This window comes from Streptomyces sp. NPDC002520, from assembly GCF_053595235.1.
This window is the reverse complement of sequence record NZ_JBSFXG010000009.1, coordinates 45,406-68,061: the sequence shown is the minus strand read 5'-3', so window position 1 is coordinate 68,061 and position 22,656 is coordinate 45,406. Positions and strand designations below refer to the sequence as shown.

Annotated in this window: 21 protein-coding genes and 1 riboswitch; of the genes, 12 read left to right on the top strand and 9 right to left on the bottom strand. The window is 73.0% G+C overall.

Features of this window, described 5'->3' with window-relative positions; genetic code table 11:
- Nucleotides 1-12: 12 nt before the first annotated feature.
- Complete coding sequence (locus ACWD5D_RS15320) at nt 13-2,397, top strand: transglutaminase TgpA family protein (RefSeq protein WP_451373165.1); 2,385 nt, start codon at nt 13-15, stop codon at nt 2,395-2,397.
- Between the two features lie 235 nt (nt 2,398-2,632).
- Here ACWD5D_RS15320 and ACWD5D_RS15315 read toward each other — a convergent pair whose 3' ends face one another.
- The 3 genes from ACWD5D_RS15315 to ACWD5D_RS15305 all read right to left on the bottom strand — a co-directional run bounded on the left by ACWD5D_RS15315 (nt 2,633) and on the right by ACWD5D_RS15305 (nt 4,938).
- Complete coding sequence (locus ACWD5D_RS15315) at nt 2,633-3,016, bottom strand: DUF3040 domain-containing protein (protein WP_451373164.1); 384 nt, start codon at nt 3,014-3,016, stop codon at nt 2,633-2,635.
- A gap of 277 nt (nt 3,017-3,293) precedes the next feature.
- Nucleotides 3,294-4,121: a class I SAM-dependent methyltransferase gene (locus tag ACWD5D_RS15310; protein ID WP_451373163.1), complete on the bottom strand. Its 828-nt coding sequence runs from the start codon at nt 4,119-4,121 to the stop codon at nt 3,294-3,296.
- A gap of 238 nt (nt 4,122-4,359) precedes the next feature.
- Nucleotides 4,360-4,938 carry an SAV_6107 family HEPN domain-containing protein gene (locus tag ACWD5D_RS15305; RefSeq protein ID WP_451373162.1) on the bottom strand — a complete coding sequence of 193 codons (579 nt, stop codon included), beginning with the start codon at nt 4,936-4,938 and terminating at the stop codon, nt 4,360-4,362.
- A 162-nt stretch (nt 4,939-5,100) separates the two neighbouring features.
- Here ACWD5D_RS15305 and ACWD5D_RS15300 point away from each other — a divergent pair, with 162 nt between their 5' ends.
- From ACWD5D_RS15300 to ACWD5D_RS15280, 5 genes are all read left to right on the top strand, one after another.
- Entirely contained in the window at nt 5,101-5,940 is an 840-nt protein-coding gene (locus tag ACWD5D_RS15300) for an ATP-binding cassette domain-containing protein (RefSeq protein ID WP_451373161.1), read from the top strand.
- Nucleotides 5,912-7,996 (top strand): YhgE/Pip family protein, encoded by a 2,085-nt coding sequence (locus ACWD5D_RS15295; RefSeq protein ID WP_451373160.1) that lies wholly within the window; start codon nt 5,912-5,914, stop codon nt 7,994-7,996. The genes ACWD5D_RS15300 and ACWD5D_RS15295 overlap by 29 nt, the downstream gene beginning before the upstream one ends.
- A 47-nt stretch (nt 7,997-8,043) precedes the next feature.
- Nucleotides 8,044-8,673: a TetR/AcrR family transcriptional regulator gene (locus ACWD5D_RS15290; protein WP_451373159.1), complete on the top strand. Its 630-nt coding sequence runs from the start codon at nt 8,044-8,046 to the stop codon at nt 8,671-8,673.
- A 414-nt stretch (nt 8,674-9,087) separates the two neighbouring features.
- Nucleotides 9,088-9,702: a DUF4126 domain-containing protein gene (locus tag ACWD5D_RS15285; protein WP_451373158.1), complete on the top strand. Its 615-nt coding sequence runs from the start codon at nt 9,088-9,090 to the stop codon at nt 9,700-9,702.
- Between the two features lie 46 nt (nt 9,703-9,748).
- Nucleotides 9,749-11,290, top strand: coding sequence for a phytoene desaturase family protein (locus ACWD5D_RS15280; RefSeq protein WP_451373157.1), 1,542 nt, complete (start codon nt 9,749-9,751; stop codon nt 11,288-11,290).
- Between the two features lie 10 nt (nt 11,291-11,300).
- Here the strand turns inward: ACWD5D_RS15280 and ACWD5D_RS15275 are convergent, their stop codons facing one another.
- From ACWD5D_RS15275 to ACWD5D_RS15250, 6 genes are all read right to left on the bottom strand, one after another.
- Nucleotides 11,301-12,233: an SCO2102 family sporulation regulator gene (locus ACWD5D_RS15275; protein ID WP_451373156.1), complete on the bottom strand. Its 933-nt coding sequence runs from the start codon at nt 12,231-12,233 to the stop codon at nt 11,301-11,303.
- 56 nt (nt 12,234-12,289) lie between these two features.
- On the bottom strand, nt 12,290-13,213 hold the full coding sequence (gene metF / locus ACWD5D_RS15270; protein ID WP_451373155.1) for a methylenetetrahydrofolate reductase [NAD(P)H]: 924 nt from the start codon (nt 13,211-13,213) through the stop codon (nt 12,290-12,292).
- A 198-nt stretch (nt 13,214-13,411) separates the two neighbouring features.
- Nucleotides 13,412-14,059, bottom strand: coding sequence for a thiamine phosphate synthase (gene thiE, locus ACWD5D_RS15265; protein WP_451373154.1), 648 nt, complete (start codon nt 14,057-14,059; stop codon nt 13,412-13,414).
- A gap of 88 nt (nt 14,060-14,147) precedes the next feature.
- On the bottom strand, nt 14,148-14,513 hold the full coding sequence (locus ACWD5D_RS15260) for an Rv2175c family DNA-binding protein (protein ID WP_451373153.1): 366 nt from the start codon (nt 14,511-14,513) through the stop codon (nt 14,148-14,150).
- Nucleotides 14,514-14,853: 340 nt separating this feature from the next.
- Nucleotides 14,854-16,101, bottom strand: a complete 1,248-nt coding sequence (locus ACWD5D_RS15255) for an NAD(P)/FAD-dependent oxidoreductase (protein ID WP_451373152.1) — start codon at nt 16,099-16,101, stop codon at nt 14,854-14,856.
- Nucleotides 16,102-16,133: 32 nt separating this feature from the next.
- A complete protein-coding gene (locus tag ACWD5D_RS15250) occupies nt 16,134-16,484 on the bottom strand; it encodes a hypothetical protein (RefSeq protein ID WP_451373151.1) in 351 nt (116 codons plus the stop codon).
- A 53-nt stretch (nt 16,485-16,537) separates the two neighbouring features.
- Nucleotides 16,538-16,650: riboswitch (TPP riboswitch) on the top strand.
- On the opposite strand from ACWD5D_RS15250, the gene thiO reads away from it, so the two are divergent.
- From thiO to ACWD5D_RS15220, 6 genes are all read left to right on the top strand, one after another.
- Nucleotides 16,648-17,817 (top strand): glycine oxidase ThiO, encoded by a 1,170-nt coding sequence (thiO, locus tag ACWD5D_RS15245; RefSeq protein WP_451373150.1) that lies wholly within the window; start codon nt 16,648-16,650, stop codon nt 17,815-17,817. It overlaps the preceding riboswitch by 3 nt.
- On the top strand, nt 17,814-18,026 hold the full coding sequence (thiS, locus tag ACWD5D_RS15240) for a sulfur carrier protein ThiS (RefSeq protein ID WP_451373149.1): 213 nt from the start codon (nt 17,814-17,816) through the stop codon (nt 18,024-18,026). The genes thiO and thiS overlap by 4 nt, the downstream gene beginning before the upstream one ends.
- Before the next feature lie 3 nt (nt 18,027-18,029).
- Complete coding sequence (locus tag ACWD5D_RS15235) at nt 18,030-18,824, top strand: thiazole synthase (protein WP_451373148.1); 795 nt, start codon at nt 18,030-18,032, stop codon at nt 18,822-18,824.
- 186 nt (nt 18,825-19,010) lie between these two features.
- Nucleotides 19,011-20,957, top strand: a complete 1,947-nt coding sequence (gene pknB / locus ACWD5D_RS15230; protein WP_451373147.1) for a Stk1 family PASTA domain-containing Ser/Thr kinase — start codon at nt 19,011-19,013, stop codon at nt 20,955-20,957.
- 148 nt (nt 20,958-21,105) lie between these two features.
- Nucleotides 21,106-21,972, top strand: a complete 867-nt coding sequence (locus tag ACWD5D_RS15225) for a deoxyribonuclease IV (protein ID WP_451373335.1) — start codon at nt 21,106-21,108, stop codon at nt 21,970-21,972.
- A 74-nt stretch (nt 21,973-22,046) separates the two neighbouring features.
- Complete coding sequence (locus ACWD5D_RS15220) at nt 22,047-22,646, top strand: DUF4396 domain-containing protein (protein WP_451373334.1); 600 nt, start codon at nt 22,047-22,049, stop codon at nt 22,644-22,646.
- Nucleotides 22,647-22,656: the final 10 nt, after the last annotated feature.

Sequence of the window (22,656 nt, the reverse complement as noted above, 5' to 3'; positions counted from 1 at the left end):
AAAGGCTCTGCGATGAGCGGGCGGGCACGTCTGGCGCTGTGCGCCGCCGCGGCGACGCTGATGGCCTCGTGCGCGCTGCTGCCCCTGGTCGTCCAGCCCACCTGGCTGATCCAGTCGATCCTGCTGGTGGCCGTCCAGACGGGCGTGGGCGCGGTGGCCCGACGGGTGCCGCTGGCACGGCCGCTGACCGTGGCGGCCCAGGCCCTGGTCACCCTGATGCTGCTGACGCTGTTCTTCGCCCGCGAGCAGGCCGTCATCGGGTTGCTCCCGGGCCCGGACGCGCTGCGGCACTTCGGCGACCTGTTGCAGCAGGGCTCGGACGACGTCAACCGGTACGCGATACCGGCACCACTCACCGACGGCATCAAGCTGATGCTGATCGGCGGTGTCCTGGTCATCCATCTGCTGGTCGACACCGTCGCGGTGACCTTCCGCAGCGCGGCCCCGGCGGGGCTGCCGCTGCTGGCGCTGTACTCGGTGGCCGCCGGGCTGGCCGACGGCGGCGCCGACTGGCTGTGGTTCCTGGTGGCGGCGGCCGGCTATCTGATGCTGCTGCTCGCCGAGGGCCGGGACCGGCTGGCGCAGTGGGGCCGCGTCTTCGGCGGCGCACCCCGCGCACCGGGCGCCCCGGAGGGTGGCGCGGTGGCCCCGGTGCGCACCGGACGCCGGATCGGTGCGGTCGCCCTCGGCGTCGCCCTGATGGTGCCGCTCGCCCTGCCCGCGATGCAGGGCGGCCTGCTGGAGAAGACGGGGACGGGCATCGGCCCGGGTGACGGGCCCGGTGGCGGGCCCTCCGCGGTCAACCTTCTGGTGTCGTTGCGCGACAGCCTGAACGTGGACAACGACCGGCAGGTGCTGTCCCTGCGGACCACGGCGAACAACCTGTCGGACATGTACGTGCGGATCGTCTCCCTGGACGACTTCGACGGCACCACCTGGAAGGCGTCCCGGCGCGATGTCGTCAGCGTGCCTGACGTCCTCCCCACGCCCGCGGGCCTGGACGCGGACGTCCGGCGCACCTTCGTGAGCACGACGATCACGGCGGCCGACTGGTACGTGCAGGACTGGCTGCCGATGCCGTACCCGCCGGCCGACGTGAAGATCGGTGGCAACTGGCGGTACGAGCCCGTCGGCATGACGCTCGTGGGCGACCGCGGCCAGAACACGCACGGCCGTCGCTACGTGGTCACCAGCCTGGACGTACAGCCCAGTCCGCAGCAGCTGGCCACCGCCCCGGAGCCGTCGGCCGCCCTGAGGCGCGAATACACCAAGGTGCCGTCCAGCCTGCCCGAGGTGGTGGCCCGCACCGCCAGGGAGGTCACCTCCGGTTCGGCGAACCACTACGAGGAGGCGGTCAAGCTCCAGGACTACTTCGCCGTCGACGGCGGCTTCCAGTACGACACCCAGGTCCAGGTGGGCCGCGGCCCCGACGCCATCGCGAAGTTCCTGGAGAAGAAGCAGGGCTTCTGCATCCACTTCTCGTTCGCGATGGCCGCGATGGCACGCACGCTGGGCATCCCGGCCCGGGTCGCGGTGGGCTTCGCGCCCGGCACCCCGCAGGGGGACGGTTCGGTGTCGGTGAGCCTGAAGGACGCCCATGCCTGGCCCGAGCTGTATTTCGAGGGCGTGGGCTGGACCCGCTTCGAGCCGACGCCGACCCGCGGCACCGCGCCCGCGTACACCCAGCCGGACACCCCCGGCAACTCGGTACCGGACGAGACGCTGCCGTCCCACGGGTCGAGCGCGGCGCCCTCGGCGGAGCCCTCGCCGAGCGACGGCTGCACGGGCCGGCTGCGCCGGCTGGACATGTGCGACAGCCCGTCCGCGGCACCGGTGCCGCACAGTGGCGGCGGTACGCCGGGCGGGCTGTGGGCCCTGCTGATCGGGCTCGGAGCGCTGGTCGTCCTCGCGGTCCCGCTGTCGCCGATGCTGTGGCGGGCCAGAGTGCGGTCCGTGCGGCTGGGCGGACACGACCGGACCGGGGAGGGCGCGGCGGCGCACACCCTGGCGGCCTGGCAGGAGCTGACCGACAGCGCCTGGGACGTGGGCATCGTGCCTGACGAGTCGCAGACCCCGCGCAAGGCGGCGGCCCGCATCGTCGACCTCGGGCATCTCGATCCGGCGGCCGGGGCCGCGGTGCACCGGGTGGCGCAGGCGCTGGAGCAGGTGCTGTACGCGCCCGAGCCGCGTCCGGTGGCGGGTCTGGCCGAGGACGTGCGCCGGGTCGTCACCGCGCTGCACGGCGCGGTGGGCCGGCGGACCCGGCTGCGGGCGCTGTTCGCACCGCGCTCGGCGGTACGGGTGCTGTGGGCGGTGTCGGTCCGGTGGGCAGCCCTCAGGACCCGCGCGGCACGGGCCCGGCCGACACTGCGGAGACCGTCGGGACAGCAGGGCTGAGCCTGTCACTGTCACGGCGGCTGGGCCGTGCGCCCGGCCGCCGGTGGGCTGTGACACCCGGCGGCCGTAGGTCGAAGGCACCCGGCGGGACCGGTGTACCGCCGGACCGGGACGGGCGGGAGGCGTGCGGGACGTACGTATGAGGGGTGACCACCGGCCGGTGGTCACCCCTCATGGATGTCTGATGTCGTCGGTCCGACTGCCGTCGTCCGCGCGGGCGCGGAGCGGCGCCCGGTCAGTGACCCTGTTCGTCCCGGCGGCGCTGCCAGCGCTGCTCGATCCGGTCCATCATCGAACGCTTCTGCCGTGCCTGGCCGCGAGCCGGCCCCGCGGGCTGTTCACCCGGCTTGGGCGCCTTGCGCCAGCCCGTGACGGCGAGTACGGCACAGCCGAGCATGACGAGGAAGCCGACCACACTGACCCAGATCTGCTGCAGGGCCATACCGGTCATGAGGAGCGCGATACCGACAAGGAAACCCGCGGCCGCCTGGTAGACCCGCCGCCGGGTGTACGTCCGCAGCCCGTTTCCCTCAAGCGCTGACGCGAACTTCGGATCTTCGGCGTACAGCGCTCGCTCCATTTGCTCGAGCATGCGCTGCTCGTGCTCCGAGAGCGGCACGGAGTCCTCCTCATCGTGCAGTCGCCGGGGCGACCTGGGGGGTCCCTTCAGGATAGGCAGGGAATCGCCCCCGTGAAACCCGCCCCTCTACGCCAATTGGCCAACCGGAATCCGTCATGGCCGTCCCGGCTCGCTGAGACTTCCATTCCCCGGCGGCCGACCCGTCATGCCGGGTGGTGTACCTCGATCATACGGCGCAAACCCCTCGTTCGGGGGGCTTGTGGCGTACTCCATCTGCTGCCAAGCCCCTGATCAGCGGCGGGTCTCGGGGGGCCGCTCAGGCCTCCGCGGCCCCCCGCGTCTCACCGAGCACATGGATCTGGGTGGCGACGGAGTGGAACGCCGGCAGCTCAGCCGCGGCGGCCTCCAGCTTCAGGAGGGCGTCGAGGGCGCCCGGCTCGGTGTCCACCAGGACGCCGGGCACGAGGTCGGCGAAGACCCGCACGCCGTGGACGGCACCGGCCTTCAGGCCCGCGCCCTCGACCAGCGCGGTGAGTTGCCCGGCGGTGAAGCGGTGCGGGACCGGGTCGCCGGCGCCCCAGCGCCCGTCGGGGTCCTCCAGGGCCTGCTTGGCCTCGGTGAAGTGGCCGGCGAGGGCCCGGGCGAGCACGGCACCGCCGAGTCCGGCGGCGAGCAGGCTGAGCACGCCCTCGGAGCGCAGCGCGGCGACCACGTTGCGCACGCCCTCGGCGGGGTCGTCGAGGTATTCCAGGACGCCGTGGCACAGCACGGCGTCGTAGCCGCCGCGCTCGACCACGTCGAACAGGCCGTGGGCGTCGCCCTGGACGCCCTTGACCCGGTCGGCCACGCCGGCCTCGGCGGCGCGGCGCTCCAGCGCGAACAGCGCGTTCGGGCTGGGGTCGACGACGGTGACGCGGTGGCCGAGGCGGGCGACGGGCACCGCGAAGTTGCCGCTGCCGCCTCCGGTGTCGAGCACGTCCAGCGCCTCCCGCCCGGTGGCCTTGACCCGGCGGTCGAGGGCGTCCTGGAGGACCTCCCAGACCACGGCGGTACGGAGCGAGGCACGAGGACGAAGGGGGTCGGAGCGCAGCGACGCCGATTGAGGGTGGGGGCGGGCGACGGGCGGGCGCATCGGGTCCGACACGACAGTTGACTCCTCGGCGCGGCACCGCCTGTTGCCCGGCGGCGCGAACGGGATGCCTCCCCGGCCCGGAACCGGGAGGTGGGAAGGCTGCAGGCGTCTCCACCCTATTGCCTCCACCGCCGTACCTGGTCACCGCGCCGGTGCGGGACCGGATGCGTCTCGCACGGCGGACGGATCGGGCCGCGCGCGAGGCGGGGCGAGGGCGGGACCAGGCAGGGCGGGGCGGAGACGGGGAGGGTCAGCCCGCGTCCGGGAGTTCGTCCCGGGCTCTCGGGCCGTCCGGTCCGGCGGCGCCGCCGGCGGCGCCGTCCTGGCGGGGCTGGGGAAGGACGGGCTGGAGCACCAGCATCCGCTCGACGAGGCGGAGGAACATCGCGACGTCGCGTATGAGGTCGTCGGCGTCCCGCCGGCCGGCCGCGCCCGGGATGCCCGCCTCGGCGCGGGCCCGGCGGGCGGCGCCGGAGGCGAACAGGGCGCTCCATTCGGTCAGTTCGGGTGCGATCTCGGGGAGCACCTCCCAGGCGCTGCGGATGCGCGCCCGGCGGCGTGGCGAGGTCTCGGGACGGCCGCGGGCGGCGAGCACGGCGGCGGCGGTGCGCAGGGCGGCCAGGTGGGCCGTCGCATAGCGCTCGTTCGGTGTTACCAGGACGGCGGCCTCGTCCAGTCCGGCGCGGGCCTGGGCGAGCAGGTCGAGGGCTGCGGGCGGGGCCGTGGTCCGGCGTCGCACGGGGTGCACGTCGCTCGCCGGGCCGGGCAGTGAGGGGGCAGGGCCGGTGGCGCGGCGCCGGCGGGCGGCGGCTGCGGACGGGTTGGCCATGACGAACCTCCTGTCGTCTGGGTGACGGCACAGGTGCCGTATGTGCCCATCGTGAGGTATGCCACTGACAATCCGTTCTGACCTGGGCTTTTGCTTCGATCGACAGTTCGGTGGATACTTTTGAACTGACCAGTCAGTTCAAATTGGTGGAGGGGCGGGGCAATGAATGGCGTGGACATGACGGCCACGGGCCTCGGGCTCAAGGGGCCGCGGGGGTGGGCCTTCCGTGATGTGTCCTTCGCGGCGGAGCCCGGCGCGTTGATCGCGATCGAGGGACCGTCCGGCTCCGGCCGTACATCTCTGCTGCTCGCACTCACCGGGCGGATGAAGCCCACCGAGGGCGCGGCCGCCGTGGGCGGGTTCCGGCTCCCCCGGCAGATGGCGGCCGTACGCCGGATCGGCGCCGTGGCCAACGTGCCCGGAGTGACCGACCTGGAGCCGGCCCTGACCGTCGGCGAGCACTTGCGCGAACGGGCCCTGCTGCAACGCCGGTTCGGCGACTCCCTGCGCGAGGTGCTGCGGCCCGGCGCCCACCGCGTTCACGAGGCCCGGCTGCGCGCCGACGCGGCTCTGGCCGCCGCCGGACTCGAGGTGGAGACGCTCCCCAAGGGCTCCCGCACGGCCGTACGGGACCTGGAGCGGCTGGAGGCGCTGCGCCTGTCGATCGCGCTGGCCCTCGTCGGCCGGCCCCGGCTGATCGCGGTCGACGACACGGATCTGAAGCTCTCGGACTCCGAGCGCGCCGAGGTCTGGGACCTGCTGCGATCCCTCACGCGCGCGGGGACGACGGTCGTGGCCGTGTGCCGCACCGCCCCCGAGGACTGCGTCGTCGTCCGCACCGGGCGCGACGACCGGATCCCCGGCCAGGCCGACGCGCCCAGCGACCGGAACGGCCAGAAGGACCAGAAGCCCCAGACGGACCAGACGGACCAGAACGACGAGACGGATCACGAGGACCGCAAGGAGGAGGACGATGCGCTCGCCCCGGCTCGCCGCCCTTGAGCTGAAGCGTTTCGGGCGGGGCAGGCTGCCGCGCGCCGCCCTGGTCGCGCTGCTCGTGCTGCCCCTGCTCTACGGCGCCCTGTACCTGTGGTCCTTCTGGGACCCGTACGGCCGCCTGGACCGCATCCCGGTCGCCCTGGTGAACGACGACAAGGGGGCGATCGCCGGCGGGAAGAAGGTCACGGCCGGCGACGACATCGTCGACGGGCTGCGCGACAGCCGGACCTTCGAGTGGCACGAGGTGAGCGACGCCGAGGCCCGCCGGGGCGTCGAGGACGGCACCTACTACCTCTCCTTGACGATGCCCGCCGACTTCAGCACGCGCATCGCCTCCAGTTCGGGCGGCTCCCCGCAGACCGGCGCGCTCCAGGTGCGTACGAACGACGCGAACAACTACATCGTGGGCCAGATCTCGCGGACGGTCTTCAGCGAGGTCCGCTCGGCCGCGTCCACCAAGGCGTCCCGCACGTTCCTGGACAAGATCTTCGTCTCCTTCTCCTCCATCCACGACAAGACCGTCACGGCCGCCCAGGGGGCCGACCGGCTCAAGGGCGGCATCGGCAAGGCGGAGAAGGGATCCAAGGACCTCGCCGACGGCCTGAAGGATGCCAAGAAGGGCAGCGGCAAGCTCTCCAAGGGCCTGAAGAAGCTCGACAAGGGCGCGGCCGACCTGGAGGACGGCTCGCAGCAGGTCGCGGACGGCACCCAGACGCTCGCCGACAGCGTCAACGGCGCCTACGCGAAGGCAGGCCCGTTCCTCGAGGACAACCAGAAGACCATCGGGGACACGGCCCGCCTGGTCGCCGACTCGGCGCAGACGGTCGAGGACAACCTCGACGTCATGGTGAAGCTCGCGCCCGGCGCCGCCAAGACGGCCCACGCCTCCTCCACCGTCCTGACCGAGGTCTACAAGGCCCGCTGCGAAACCCTGCCGATTCCCGACCCGGCCTGCCCGGACCTGAAGCGGGCCAAGCAGGCGGCCGCCGACGTGGCCACCGTCGCCGACGACCTCAATGCCCTGATCGCCGACCAGAACGGCGACCTGAAGACGATGCGGGACAACCTCGGCACACTGCGGAAGCAGGCCAGCGCCCTCGCCGAGCGCGCGCCGCACCTCCACAAGGACGTGAACGACGCCGTCAAGAAGATCAACAAGCTGAACGACGGCGCGGCCGAGGTCGCCGCGGGCGCCAAGAAGCTGCACGCCGGCCTCGGCACCGCCGACACCGGAGCGGTCAAGCTGGACCAGGGGCTCGGTACGGCCGAGTCCGGCGCCGAGACCCTCAACGGCGGCATCTACAAGCTGGTCGACGGCTCCGGGAAGCTGGCCGGCGGCCTGCACGACGGCGCCGCGAAGATCCCCGACTACGACAAGCGGGACCGCGACCGGCGGACCGGCGTCATGGCCGACCCGGTCCAACTGGCCTCCCACGACCTGCACAAGGCGCCCAACTACGGCACCGGGTTCGCCCCGTACTTCATCCCGCTGTCCCTGTGGGTGGGCGCGATGGTCGCCTACATGCTGATCCCGCCGCTCAACCGGCGTGCCCTGGCGGCCGGTTCGTCCGCGTGGCGGATCGCGCTGGCCGGCTGGCTGCCGGTGGTCGCGGTGGGCGTGCTGCAGACACTGGCCCTGATGTCCGTCCTGCACTGGGGAATCGGCCTCCAGATGGCGCGGGCGGCCGGCACGGTCGGTTTCCTGTTCCTGGTCACGGCGTGCTTCGCGGCCATCGTGCAGTGGCTGAACGCCCGCTTCGGCGCGGCGGGCCGGATCCTCGTCCTCGCGCTGCTGATGCTCCAGCTGACGTCGGCGGGCGGCACGTATCCGGTGCAGACCAGTCCGGGCTTCTTCAACGCGATCCACCCGTTCCTGCCGATGAGCCACATCGTGGACGCCCTGCGCCGGCTGATCACGGGCGGCGGACTGGGACCGGTGTGGCAGGCCTGCGGCGTCCTGGCTGCGTTCACCGCGGGTGCTCTCGCCCTCACCGCGCTGGCGGCCCGGCGCCGCCAGGTGTGGACGCTGGACCGGCTGCACCCCGAGCTGAGCCTGTGATCTCCAAGGAGTCCCGGCACACGCGCGTACCTGTGAGAATCGGGTCCATGGAAAGCAGCAGCGCCACGTCCGGCGGCAGCACGCGCCGTGAGGCCACCCGGCAGAAGCTCTACGAGGCGGCCGTCACCCTCATCGCCGAGCAGGGCTTCTCCGCCACCACGGTGGACGAGATCGCGGAGCGGGCCGGGGTCGCGAAGGGCACGGTCTACTACAACTTCGCGAGCAAGTCGGTCCTCTTCGAGGAGCTGCTGCGGCACGGCGTGGGCCTGCTCACCGCCTCCCTCAGGGAGGCGGCCGAGCGGACCGCGGCCGAGGGCGGCGGCAAGGTGGACGCGCTGGACGCCATGGTCCGCGCGGGCCTGGTCTTCATCGACCGCTACCCCGCCTTCACCCAGCTGTACGTGGCGGAGCTGTGGCGCACCAACCGCGCCTGGCAGTCGACCCTGATGGTGGTCCGGCAGGAGGCCGTGGCCGTCGTCGAGGGGGTGCTGCGGGACGGCGTCGAGGCCGGCGAGTTCAGCGAGGAGATCGACGTCCAACTGACGGCGGCCGCACTGGTCGGCATGGTCCTGGTGGCCGCCCTGGACTGGAAGTCCTTCCAGCCGGAGCGCTCCCTCGACGACGTCCACGCGGCCCTGTCCCGGCTGCTTCAGGGACGCGTGAGCGGCAAGGGCTGAGCGCGGCACGGCAACGCCGGGCATGAGCGGGGCAGAGCGGCGCCGGGCATGAAGGAGGCGCCGGCCCGCACGCGGACCGGCGCCTCCTCCCTCCCCCGTACCTGTCTCCCGTACTTCCCCCGTGCTTCCTGTACGGGCATTCCCCCGATGGTCCCCCGTGGTGGTCTGCCCCGGGTCCCCCGTGCCTCGCTTCCGCCGACGGGTCGGCGGAAGGAGCGGCCGGCGGGCGGGCACCGTTCCGCCGCCCCGTGTCGGCGGTGCCGGGCCGCGCCCCCTTGCCGTGTCTCCACTCTCCCGTTCCCGCAGGTCCGGGCCCATCCGCGCGGGTACTCATCTCGGCGCCTAGGTACAGGTACTCAGTCGTCCGCGCGCGTGCCCAGGACGCGGGCGCGCCGCCTGGCTACGATCGCCTCCGTGTCCGTACTCCCCCTGGTCTTCACCAGCGGCTGGGCCAGCGGCATCAACGCCTACGCGGTGGTGCTGCTGCTCGGCCTCTTCGGCGTGACGGGAGTCAGCGACGACATCCCGCAGACGCTGCAGCGGCCCGAGGTGCTGATCGCGGCCGGCGTGCTCTTCCTGTGCGAGGCGGTCGCCGACAAGATCCCGTACGTCGACTCGCTGTGGGACTCCGTGCACACGGTGGTCCGGCCACTCGCGGGCGCCTGGGTCGGGGCGCTGCTCGCCGGGCACAGCGGGTCGCTGTCGGACGTGGCGGCCGGGCTGATCGGCGGTTCGACGGCGCTGGCCAGCCACACCGTCAAGGCCGGGACGCGCATGGCGGTCAACAGCTCGCCGGAGCCGTTCAGCAACTTCGTCCTGAGCCTCGCCGAGGATCTCGGGGTGGGCGCCGTCGTCTCGTTCGCGATGTTCCATCCGGTGGCGGCGTCCGTCGTCGCGGGTGTGCTGCTGGTCTGCGGACTGGTGGTGCTGGTGTTCCTGGTCTCCCGCATCCGGCGCTTTCTGCGGCGCCGGGCCCAGCGCCGGGAGGAGCGGCGGCTGGCCTCGCGGATGCCCGGACCTCCGGGCTGACCGGCCGCCGTCGGCGTTGTCGGTGCCGGTCGATAAAGTCGCAGGCATGGCACGGATTGCGGTGATCGGCGCCGGGATGGGCGCGATGGCGGCTGCTGCCCGGCTGGCCGTCGCGGGCCACCGGGTGGTGGTGTACGAACGTACGCAGACGTACGGCGGTGCGGTGCGCCGCTTCGAGCGGGACGGGTTCGCCTTCGACACCGGCCCGGGACTGCTGCCGCTGCCCGCCGTCTACCGCGATCTGTTCATCAAGACCGGCAAGGAGTCCCTGGAGGACACGGTCGAGCTGGTCCAGGTCGACCCGGCCTCCCGGCACGTCTTCGCGGACGGCACCGCGGTGTCCCTGCCGAACGCCTCGCACGCGGGTGTCGTCACGGCCCTGGACGAGGCCCTGGGCGCGGGGGCGGGCCGGCGCTGGGGCGACTTCCTGGTGCGGGCCCGCGAGGCCTGGGACCGCACCCGCCGGCCACTGCTGGAGGAGCCCCTGTGGCCGAACTGGCAGGTACTGGCGCAGCAGGAGCCCTATCCGGCCGTCCCGCACAAGCGGCTGCTGCGCACGCGCCGGGCGCGCACGCTGGCCGAGGTCGGCGACTGGGAGCTGCGCGACGAGCGCCTGACAGCCCTGCTGCACAGCCACGCCCTCGCCTACGGCCTCGACCCCCGGACCGCTCCGGCGAGCGCCGCCGTGCTGCCGTACATGGAGCACGCCTTCGGCGCCTGGTACGTGCGCGGCGGTATGCGGGAGCTCGCGCGCGCGGTGTACGAGCGGTGCCTGAAGCGGAAGGTCGAGTTCGTCTTCGGCGCCGAGGTCACCCGGATCGTGGAGAAGGACGGCCGGGCGGCCGGCGTGGAGCTGGCCGGGGGCACCTCGCGGGCTTTCGGCAGCGGGGGAGGGACCGTCGCCGAGGCGGACCACGTCGTGGCGGACGTGGATCCGGCGCGGCTGCGGGCGCTGACGGAACGTCCGCTGGACGCGGAGGGTGACGTCCGGTCCGAGCAGGCCTCTCCCGGGGCCGGGCGGTTCACGCTGCTGCTGGCCCTGCGCGGCGGGCCCGAGGCCGGGGCCGCGCACCGCACGGTCGTGCACGCGCCGGACGGCGAGAAAGAGCTGGACTTCCTGGCCTCACCCGGCGGGGACCAGCTCCCGTCTCCCACGGTGACCGTGCTGCGCCCCGACGACCCTGCGCTGCGGCCGGACGACGCGCACGAGTCGGCGGTGGTGTCCGCGGCGGTGCCGGCCGACGCCGGCTGGGACGAGGAGGCCACGGTCCGGCGCTGCGCGGACCTGCTCCTCGACGCCGCCGGGCACGCCGTACCCCGGCTGCGCGAGCGCCTGTTGTGGCACGAGGTGCGCACCCCCGGGGACATCGAGGGCGAGACAGGTGCCCGCTCCGGGGCCGTGCCCGCTCCCTCGCTCGCCGCGGGCGAGGGCCGTTTCCTGCACCCGGCGAACACCACGCGGCTGCCCGGTCTGTACCGGGCGGGCGGCTGGTCCCACCCCGGCGGCGGCCTCCCCCACGCCGGCATGTCGGGCGCACTGGTGGCCGGACTGATCGTGGAGGGGCCGGAGTTCCGCGGCTCCCAGTGAGCGGGCGGGCTCAGTAGCGGTACTGCTCGTCGTACCCGGGGCCGGGCTGCTGCGGCGTGGGGTTCTGGTACGGGTACGGCTGCTCCTGCGGGAGCTCGCCGCCGTAGTTCTCGTCGGTGCGCTGCTGGGGGACCCAGACTCCCCCGGCCGGGGTCTCGCCGTAGCCGCCGGTGCCGTACGCGTCCTGCCCGTAGCCCTGCTGGCCGTACTGCTGCTGGCCATAGCCGGTGTCGTACGAGGTGCCGCCGTAGGACTGGGCGCCGATGTACGGGTCGGAGTAGTTGGCGTAACCCTGCTGGCCGCCGGCGTCGTAGCCGTAGCCCTGCTGTTCGTAGCCCGAGTAGTCGTAGGCGTAGGCCTGGCCGGCGCCCTGGGGCTGTCCGGCGCCCGCGGCGACGGGCTGGTCACCGTAGACACCGTAGGAGCCGGTGTCGTCGGGCAGGGGCTGGGGTTCGTAGACCGTGCTGTTCCCGGCGACGGGCTCGGGTCCGCCGGCCGGCGAGAACACGTCGTCGCGGTCGTAGCCGTCGCGGTCGTAACCGTCGTGGCCGTAGCCGTCGTCGTAGCGCCGGTCGTGGTCACCGTCGGGGCCGGCCTCGCCGTTCTCCATGTCGGAGACCTCGAGGGCCGGGTCCTGACGGTCCGCCTTGCCGCGGCGGCGCTTGGTGGGCTCGCCCGTCTCCTCGTCGGGGCGCTTGACCGCCCAGCCCGCCGCGAAGCCGCGGCGGAAGGACAGCGTGACGTAGGTCTGACCGATCGCGAAGGCGATCGCGCCCACGCCGATGACGACAACGGACGGCATCAGCACACCGACCACGACACCCAGGAAGCCGGCGAACGCCAGCAGCCGCCAGCGCAGCCGAGCCTTGTACTGCAGCAGCACCTCGCCGAGCAACCACAGTGCGACGACGCCGAACGCGATGTAGAGGACCGCCCAGCCCATGTACGCCCCTCTCCCAGTGACCGCTACGCAGTGTGTCCTATAGCGGTGCGGCCGGTCTAGGCCTGCGGAGGGTGGTGCAGGCCAAGGTTCTCGTAGATTTCCAAGGTCGCCGTGGAGTTGTTGAGCGTGATGAAGTGCAGTCCGGGAACTCCCTCGGACAGCAACCGTGCACAGAACTCCGTGGCGAACTCGATACCGATGGAGCGTACCGCCGACGGGTCGTCCTTCGCTGTGAGGATCCGCTCTTTCAGGGCGGGCGGGAAAAGCGCATTGCTGAGTTGGGGGAGTCTTTCCAGCATCTTCACGCTGGTGACAGGCAGGACCTCGGGGATGACCGGGGTCGCGCAGCCCGCCGCCTCCACCCGGTCGCGCAGCCTCAGGTACGACTCCGGCTGGAAGAACATCTGCGTGATGGCGTAGTCGGCGCCCGCGCGGCACTTGTCCACGAAGTGCGCGACGTCGGTGTCCCAGTCCGTGGAGCGCGGGTGCATCTCCGGGAAGGCGGCGACGCCGACGCAGAAGTCGCCCGACTCCTTGATGAGGCGGACGAGTTCGGCCGCGTAGGTCAGGCCGCGGGGGTGCGGGACCCAGTCGCCCATCGGGTCGCCGGGCGGGTCGCCGCGCACGGCGAGCATGTTGCGGATACCGGCGTCCGCGTACTGGCCGATGATGTTCCGCAGTTCGGCGATGGAGTGGTCGACGGCGGTCAGGTGGGCGACCGGTGTGAGCGTCGTGTCGACGACGATCTGCTGGGTCTCCTTGACCGTGGTGGCGCGCGTGGAACCACCGGCACCGTAGGTGACGGACACGAAGTCGGGGGCCATGGCCTCGACCCGGCGCAGCGCGTTCCACAGGTTCCGCTCGCCCTGGGGGGTCTTCGGCGCGTAGAACTCGAACGAGTACGTCGTCTTGCCGGCGGCGAGGATGTCACGCACGGTGCGTGCGCGATCAGTCCTGGTGGATGCGGTTCCGAGGGCCATACCCGCAGGTTAGTCAGGGGTGGGCGGTCCCCCAACCGGGCATCGGCGATTTGACCGAATTGTCGACTTCCTGTCCACCCCTTGGACAAAAACCTGGACACGGCGCGGGAAACGAGGCCCTGCCGGGTCCCGGCAAGGGCCCTCGCCTCAGCCCTCACGGTGGCTCTCGCGGTGGCTCTCGGTGGCCCCGGGCGGCCGTCAGGCCTGCCGCAGCCGCTTGGTGAACTCCGCCGCCGCGGCTCCCGGGTCGTCCGCCTCGGTGATCGCGCGGACCACGACCACCCGGCGGGCGCCCGCGTCCAGCACGTCGTCGAGGTTGCCCAGGTCGATGCCGCCGATGGCGAACCAGGGGCGCCCGGTGCCCAGCGCGGCGGTGTACCGGACCAGGTCGAGGCCGGGGGCGTGGCGGCCCGGCTTGGTCGGGGTCGGCCAGCAGGGGCCGGTGCAGAAGTAGTCCACGCCCTCCTGGACGGCGGCCGCGGCGGCCTCGGACTCGGCGTGCGTGGAGCGGCCGATCAGGACGTCGGGGCCGAGGATCGCGCGTGCCGCGGGCACCGGGAGGTCGCCCTGGCCCAGGTGCAGCACGTCGGCGCGGGCCGCGTGGGCGACGTCGGCCCGGTCGTTGACCGCGAGCAGCTTGCCGTGCCGGGCGCAGGCGTCCGCGAAGACCTCGAGGTGCTCCAGCTCCTCGGCGGCCTCCATGCCCTTGTCGCGCAACTGCACGATGTCGACACCGCCGGCCAGGACCGTGTCCAGGAACTCGGCGAGGTCGCCCTGCCGGCGGCGGGCGTCCGTGCAGAGGTAGAGCCGGGCGTCGGCGAACCTGGTGCGGGCGGTGTCGGACATGCGTGGGTCCCCCCTGGTCGGTGTCCGTGGGCGTGCGAGCGGGTGGCGTACGGGCCGCGGCCGGTACGCCACCCCGGGTGCGGTTGGTTCAGACGGCGAGCGCCTGGGCCCGGCGCTTCACCTCCGTACCGCGATTCTCGCTCAGGGCCTGCGCGGGGGTGCCGGGCAGGGTCGGGTCGGGGGTGAAGAGCCACTCGATCATCTCTTCGACCGCGAAACCGTCGTCCCGCAGGAGCGTCAGGGTCCCGGACAGACCCTTGACGACCTTGTCCCCGTCGATGAAGGCGGCGGGGACGTGCAGCGCCCGGTTCTCACCTCGGCGTACGGCGATGAGCTGGCCCTCCTTGACCAGCTGCCGCACGCGCGTCACCTCGACGTCGAGCTTTTCGGCGATGTCGGGGAGGGTGAGCCAGGCGGGGACGAGAGCATCAATCTTTGCGTCAATCTCGGTCACGGGTCCTAGCGTAGGCGCTCCGCTGGGGTCGCCGCGATGTGCCGTCGGCCGTCCGCGTCGGCGTCGTCGCTGGTCGCGCAGTTCCGCGCGACCCTTGCCGGCAAGCGTCCGCGCCGCCGCCGTGGCCCCGCGCGCCGTTCCCCGCGGCCCTTGCCGGCAACCGTCCGCGGCACCGTCGTGGCCGGTCGCGCAGTTCCCCGCACCCCACCCGGCAGCCATCCGCGCCGCCGCCGTGGCCCCTCGCGCAGCTCCCCGCACCCCACCCGGCAACCGACCGCGGCACCGTCGTCGCGCATGTCCACGCCGCCCTTTGGGGTGCTCCGCTGGGCGGGGTTGTCGTTCAGTCGGTGGTGGCGTTTTTCAGGGGGCGGGACGGGTCGGAGAGGGACTGTGGGTCCATGCGGCGGCCTGCCTCGATCAGGCGGCGGCCCTGGGCCAGGTCGCGGGGGCGGCCGACTGCCAGCAGGGCGACCAGGCGGTCGTCGCGCAGCCAGCACACCGACCAGGCCGGGCCCGCCGGGTCGCCGCGCCAGACCATCCGGTCGGCGGCGGCGTGATGGCCCGCGTACTGGACGAACCGGCCGAACTGCTCGGACCAGAAGTACGGCACCGGGTCGTAGACCACGGCCTGCTCGCCGAGGATGTTCGCGGCGACCGTGCGCGGGCCCTGGAGGGCGTTGTCCCAGTGGTGGACCAGCAGCCGGGTGCCGTAGCGGGCCGAGGGGAACGAGGCGCAGTCGCCGACCGCGTACACGTCCTCGGCGGAGGTGCGCAGGTGGTCGTCGGCGACGACCTCGCCGTGCGCGCCCAGTTCGATGCCGGAGCCGGCCAGCCAGCCGGTGGCGGGGCGCGCGCCGATGCCGACCACAACGGCGCCCGCGGGCAGCCGCGATCCGTCGGCGAGCACGACCGCGCCGGGCTCGACGCGCTCCACGCGCGCGTGGGTGCGCAGTTCGGTGCCGCTGTCGGCGTACCAGGCGGTCATCGGCGCGGCGACCTCGGCGGGCAGCGCGCCGGCCAGCGGCCGGTCGGCGGCCTCGACGACGGTCACCGCGCAGCCCGCCTCACGGGCGGCGGTGGCGAACTCGGCGCCGATCCAGCCGGCGCCGACGACCACGATGTCGTGCTGCCGATCGAGCACGGGCCGCAGCCGCTCGGCGTCGTCCAGGGTGCGCAGCAGGTGCACGCCGGGCACGCCCTCGGTGCCGGGCAGCCGGATCGGTTCGGCGCCGGTGGCGAGGACCAGGACGTCGTACGGGACGGGTCCGGTCTCGGTGTCCAGCTCGTGGTCGGCGGTGCGCACGCCCAGCGCCTCGCAGCCGAGCCGCAGTTCGATGTCGAGCGAGTCGAAGTCGACGTCGAACGCGGAGCCCTCGGACGTGCCGAGCAGCACGGCCTTGGACAACGGCGGCCGGTCGTAGGGCTGATGGGGTTCGGCGCCGATGAGGGTCACGGAGCCCCTGAAGCCCTGTTCCCGCAGGGCGACGGCGGTCTGCACCCCGGCCATGCCCGCGCCGGCGACGACCACGCGCCGCTCCTGCCCCGCGCCGCCGCGCGAGGTGCCTTCTTGCGCTGTCTGCTCGCTCACCCGCTCACCATAGACAACTGACAAATCGTCAGTCATCGGGCGTGCTCGGTGACCTGTTCCACAACACTCGTCCCGGCGCCCGGCTGCGACTCCCACCGCCAGGTCTCCTCCAGTCGCACCCGCCCGTCCGAGAGCTCCACGACGGTGGACACGCAGTGCCCGGAGGAGGTGGTGCCGTCGTGCCTCAGCTGCACGTACCGGAAGTCCAGCCTGTCGCCCTCGCGGGTGCCGACCAGATGGCCGCGCACCACGTCGCCGCCCGCGTACTCGGCCCAGATCTCGCCGTCCTTCTCGTGGTACGCGAAGCGGGTACGGGTACCCACCTGACCTGGGGCTTGGTCCACCACGGGGGCGAAGGTGAGTCCGTCGAGGGATCGGGCCATGGACAGGGGCTCCCTTACAAGAGCGGCGCTTCGCGAGCTAGGGTGGCCACCGTACAAGCACTCGCGGGAGCCCGGACGCACCGGGCTGAGAGGGAGGCTGGGCGGCCTCCGACCGTACGAACCTGATCCGGGTCATGCCGGCGAAGGGAGGGGCTGGACGCCCATGTCGTCACGTACGTCCGATACGTCCGACGTCCTCGTCATCGGGGGCGGAATCATCGGCCTGGTCACGGCCTGGCGTGCCGCGCAACGCGGACTCGCCACCGCCGTGGTGGACCCCGAGCCCGGCGGCGGAGCCGCGCAGGTCGCGGCGGGGATGCTGGCCGCGGTCACCGAACTGCACTACGGCGAGGAGACGTTGCTCGCCCTGAACCTGGAGTCCGCGCGCCGCTACCCGGACTTCGCGGCCGAGCTGACCGAGCTGACCGGTCACGACCTCGGCTACCGCCGCTGCGGCACCCTGGCCGTCGCGCTGGACGCCGACGACCGCGCCCACCTGCGCGAACTGCACACCCTTCAGCAGCGCTCCGGACTGGATTCGCAGTGGCTGTCGGGGCGGGAGTGCCGGCGCCTGGAGCCGATGCTCGCGCCCGGTGTGCGCGGCGGGCTGCGGGTGGACGGGGACCACCAGATCGACCCGAGGCGGCTGGCGTCGGCCCTGGTGGCCGCGTGCGAGCGGTCCGGGGTGGTCTTCCATCGGTCGTGGGTCGAGCGGCTCGACGTCGTACGGGACCGGGCCGCCGGTGTCACGACGACGGACGGCACCGCGCTCACCGCGGGGCAGGTGGTGCTCGCGGGCGGCAGCCTGAGCGGGCGCCTCGCGGGCATGCCGGACCACCTGCTGCCTCCGGTGCGGCCGGTGAAGGGGCAGGTGCTGCGGCTGACCGTGCCGCGCCGGTACGCGCCGTTCCTGAGCCGTACGGTGCGGGCCGTGGTGCGCGGCAGCCAGGTCTACCTGGTGCCCCGGGAGAACGGCGAGCTGGTCGTCGGCGCCACCAGCGAGGAGCTGGGCTGGGACACGACGGTGACCGCGGGCGGGGTGTACGAGCTGCTGCGCGACGCCCACGAGCTGGTGCCGGGCATCACCGAGCTGCCCCTCACCGAGACCCGGGCCGGGCTGCGCCCCGGCTCCCCGGACAACGCGCCGCTGCTCGGCCCGTCCGGCCTGGACGGGCTGCTGCTGGCCACCGGGCACTACCGCAACGGGGTACTGCTGACCCCGGTCACCGGGGACGTCATGGCGGAGCTGCTGACCGGCGGTGAACTGCCCGCGAACGCCCGTCCGTTCACGCCGCAACGCTTCGGCGCCGTACTCGTGGAGCAGCCCGCATGAACGACTCCGTCACCATCTCCGTCAACGGGGAGCGCCGCGAGGTCGCCCCGGGCACCGCGCTGGACACCCTCGTGGGGTCGCTCACCGTGGCGTCCTCCGGGGTGGCCGCCGCCGTCAACGAGACCGTCGTCCCGCGCACGCGGTGGGCGGTCACGGCCCTCGCCGAGGGCGACCGTGTCGAAGTCCTCACCGCCGTCCAAGGAGGCTGACCCATGGCCGACGATCCCTTCGTCCTCGGGGGCGTGCCCCTCGGCTCCCGGCTGATCATGGGCACGGGAGGCGCACCGAGCCTGGACGTGCTGGAGCGGGCGCTGGTCGCCTCCGGCACCGAACTGACCACGGTGGCGATGCGACGGGTCGACCCCGGGGTGCACGGCTCCGTGCTGTCGGTGCTGGAGAAGCTGGGCATCAGGGTGCTGCCGAACACGGCGGGCTGTTTCACCGCCGGCGAGGCCGTGCTGACCGCCCGGCTGGCCCGGGAGGCGCTCGGCACCGACCTGGTCAAGCTGGAGGTCATCGCCGACGAGCGGACGCTGCTGCCGGACCCGGTGGAGCTGCTGGAGGCGGCGGAGACGCTGGTGGACGACGGTTTCACGGTGCTGCCGTACACCAATGACGACCCGGTGCTCGCACGGAAGCTGGAGGACGTGGGCTGTGCGGCGGTGATGCCGCTGGGCTCGCCGATCGGGTCCGGGCTCGGCATCCGCAACCCGCACAACTTCCAGTTGATCGTGGAGCACGCGCGCGTGCCCGTGATCCTGGACGCGGGCGCCGGTACCGCGTCCGACGTGACGCTGGCGATGGAGCTGGGCTGCGCGGGTGTGATGCTCGCCTCCGCGGTGACCCGCGCGCAGGAGCCGGAGCTGATGGCGGCCGGCATGCGGCACGCGGTGGAGGCGGGACGGCTGGCCCGGCTGGCCGGGCGGATCCCGCGCCGGCACTTCGCGGAGGCCTCCTCCCCCACCGAGGGTCTCGCCCGCCTGGACCCCGAGCGGCCCGCGTTCTAGAGCCGCGTTCCAGGCAAGCGGTCCAGGGCCGCGGTCGGGCCAGGTTTCCAGGGCCGCGGTCGGGCCTGCGGTCCAGGGCCGCGGTCTGGTCGCCGCGGTCCCACGACAGTCACAGCTCTGCTGCATTCCGCCACCCGAACGGCGCAGCGAGCCGGCGTGTCGGTCGGTCCTCGTAGACTCCATTGCGTGGATACGACCCTTCAGGACCCTCTCGTCGGGCAGGTGCTCGACGGCCGCTATCGCGTCGACGCGCGGATCGCCGTCGGCGGGATGGCCACGGTCTACCGGGCCCTGGACACCCGCCTGGACCGGGTGCTCGCGCTCAAGGTGATGCACCCGGCGCTGGCGGCCGACGGGTCCTTCGTGGAGCGGTTCATCCGGGAGGCCAAGTCGGTCGCCCGGCTCGCCCACCCCAACGTGGTGCAGGTCTTCGACCAGGGCACCGACGGGTCGTACGTGTACCTGGCGATGGAGTACGTGGCCGGGTGCACCCTGCGGGACGTGCTGCGCGAGCGGGGCGCGCTGCAGCCGCGGGCCGCGCTGGACGTCCTGGAGCCTGTGCTGGCCGCGCTCGGCGCCGCGCACCGGGCCGGGTTCGTGCACCGGGACATGAAGCCCGAGAACGTGCTGATAGGGGACGACGGCCGGGTCAAGGTCGCCGACTTCGGGCTGGTGCGGTCCGTGGACACCCAGACCAGCACGACGGGCACCGTACTCGGGACCGTCTCCTACCTCGCGCCCGAGCAGATCGAGCAGGGCACCGCCGACCCGCGCGTCGACGTGTACGCGTGCGGTGTGGTGCTCTACGAGATGCTGACCGGTGGCAAGCCGCACCCCGGGGGCACCCCCGCGCAGGTGCTCTACAAGCACATACACGAGGACGTGCCGCCGCCCTCGGCGCTGGTGCCGGGGCTGCCGTACGAGCTGGACGAGCTGGTCGCCTCGGCCACCGCGCGCACCCCGGGCCTGCGGCCGCAGGACGCGGCGGCGCTGCTGGGCGACGCGCTCAGGGCCCGGGCCACGCTCACCGCCGCGCAGCTGGACGCCCTGCCGCCGCAGGCGCTGTCCGCCGAGCACGAGCACCGCGACATCTCCGCGGACCGTACGAGCGTGATCCCGCGCTCGCTGACCGTGCCCCGGCCGCTGCCCGTCAACGAGGACGAGGAGGAGCCCCGGGACGCGGGCGTGCGGCGCACCACCCGGCTGCAGTCCCCGCCCGTGTCCGAGCGGCGCACCCCCCGTCAGCGGCCCCGGCGCGGGCTGCTGACGCTCGTCGCGGCCGTGCTGCTGGTGTTCGGCGTGGGCGCCGGGGTCTGGTACATCAACTCCGGCCAGTTCACGAAGGTCCCGCCGGTGCTGTCCCGGACCGAGGCGCAGGCCAGGCAGCGGCTCCACGAGGCCGGTCTCGACGTCGGACAGGTCAAGCGCGCCTACAGCGACACGGTCGAGCGCGGCACGGTCATCAGCTCCGACCCCGCGCCCGGCGCCCGGATCCGGGACAACGACTCCGTGGCCCTGACCGTCTCGCTCGGCCCGGAGACGGTGAACGTGCCGAACGTGAAGGGCCAGTCGCTGGCCCGGGCGCGGGCCCGGCTGAAGGCGGACGGTCTCGAGCCGGGCATGGTCACCCGGGAGTTCAGCGAGGACGTCGCGAGGGGCGCGGTCATCGACACGGCCCCGCAGGCGGGTACCGAGCAGCACACCGGCTCGGCGATCGCGCTCGTCGTCAGCGAGGGCAGCCCCGTCGACGTGCCGGACGTCACCGGCGAGGACCCGGACAGCGCCCGGCAGGACCTGGAGGACGCCGGGCTCAAGGTGAAGATCGCCACCGAGCGGGTCAACTCCGAGTTCGACAAGGGCACGGTCGCCCGGCAGACCCCGGACAAGGGCAAGCAGGCCGCCGAGGGCGACACGGTGACGCTGACGCTGTCCAAGGGCCCGGTGATGGTCGAGGTCCCGGACGTGGTCGGGTCGAACGTGGACGACGCGACGAAGCAGCTGGAGGACGCGGGCTTCCAGGTCGAGGAGGACCGCGGGCTGCTCGGGCTGTTCGGCGACACTGTGCGGAAGCAGTCGGTGGAGGGCGGCGACACGGCGCCCAAGGGGTCGACGATCACGATCACCATCCGGTGACGGTCACGATCACCGTGTGGTGCCGGAGGCCGGCGGGACCGTGGTCGGGCGGCGGAGGTCGGCGTGACACCCTGAACGGGTGAGAAGCCAGCAGTCCCCATCCCCCACCGCTCCTGCCTCCCCGGCCTCCCCCGCCTCGTCTGCCGCCCTGTCCGGTGCCGCTCGCAACCCGGTCGGCGGTCACGTGCCCGTGGCCGGCGGGCTGCACGCGGTGGGCCTGTCGTACGCCCGTGAGCTGAAGGCGGAGACCGTGCAGGTCTTCGTCGCCAATCCGCGTGGCTGGGCCACCCCGGCCGGCAACCCCCGGCAGGACGAGGCGTTCCGCGAGGCCTGTGCCGCGGAGTCGATCCCGGCGTACGTGCACGCGCCGTATCTGATCAACTTCGGTTCGCACACCGAGGCGACCGTGGAGCGGTCGGTGGAGTCGCTGCGGCACTCGCTGCGGCGCGGGCGGGAGATCGGCGCACTCGGCGTGGTCGTGCACACCGGCAGCGCGACCGGCGGGCGGGCGCGGGCGGTGGCGCTGCGGCAGGTGCGGGAGCACATGCTGCCACTGCTGGACGAGCTGACCCACGACGACGACCCGTTCCTGCTGCTGGAGTCGACCGCCGGGCAGGGCTTCTCGCTGTGCTCGCGCACCTGGGACTTCGGGCCGTACTTCGAGGCGCTGGACGCCCACCCCAAGCTGGGCGTCTGCCTGGACACCTGCCACATCTTCGCGGCGGGCCACGACCTGACCGGCCCGAGCGGCATGCACCAGACCCTCGACCTGCTGGTCGACACGGTCGGCGAGGGCCGGCTGCGGCTGATCCACGCCAACGACTCCAAGGACGTGGCCGGCGCGCACAAGGACCGGCACGAGAACATCGGCGCCGGTCACATCGGCGAGGACCCCTTCCGCGCCCTGATGACCCACCCGGCGACGGCGGGCGTCCCGCTGGTCATCGAGACCCCCGGCGGCAAGGAGGGGCACGCGGCGGACGTGGAGCGGCTGAAGAAACTGCGCGACGGATAACCCCTTGGGAAATACCCCCTGGGGGTATAGGTTCTTGCTCGGAGCAGGAACCGTCACCTGACATGGGGGTAGTCATGCAGCACGAGGCGCACGCCGAACACGCTGACCACGCTGACCACGCCGAGCACACGGACCACGCGCACCACCACACGGACCACGCGCACCACCACACGGCACACGCGGACCCGCACACCGGTCACGGGCACGAGCACGACGCCCACGCGCACCACGCGCCCGCCGCCACCTGGTCCATGGCCGTCCAGGCAACCCTGCACTGCCTCACGGGCTGCGCCATCGGCGAAGTGCTCGGCATGGTCATCGGCACGGCGTTCGGCTGGGGGAACCTGCCGACGATGATCCTGGCGATCGTGCTGGCCTTCTTCTTCGGCTACTCGCTCACCCTGCGCGGCGTACTGAAGGCGGGCGTCGACTTCCGTACGGCCTTCAAGGTGGCGCTGGCCGCGGACACCCTGTCGATCGCCGTGATGGAACTGATCGACAACGGCGTGATCCTGGTCTGGCCCTCGGCGATGGACGCCACGCTGAGCGACGCGCTGTTCTGGATCTCGCTGGCCATCTCCTTCGTGATCGCCTTCGTGGTGACCACCCCGGTCAACAAGTGGACGATCGGCCGCGGCAAGGGCCACGCGGTGGTGCACCAGTACCACCACTGACCGGTACTGG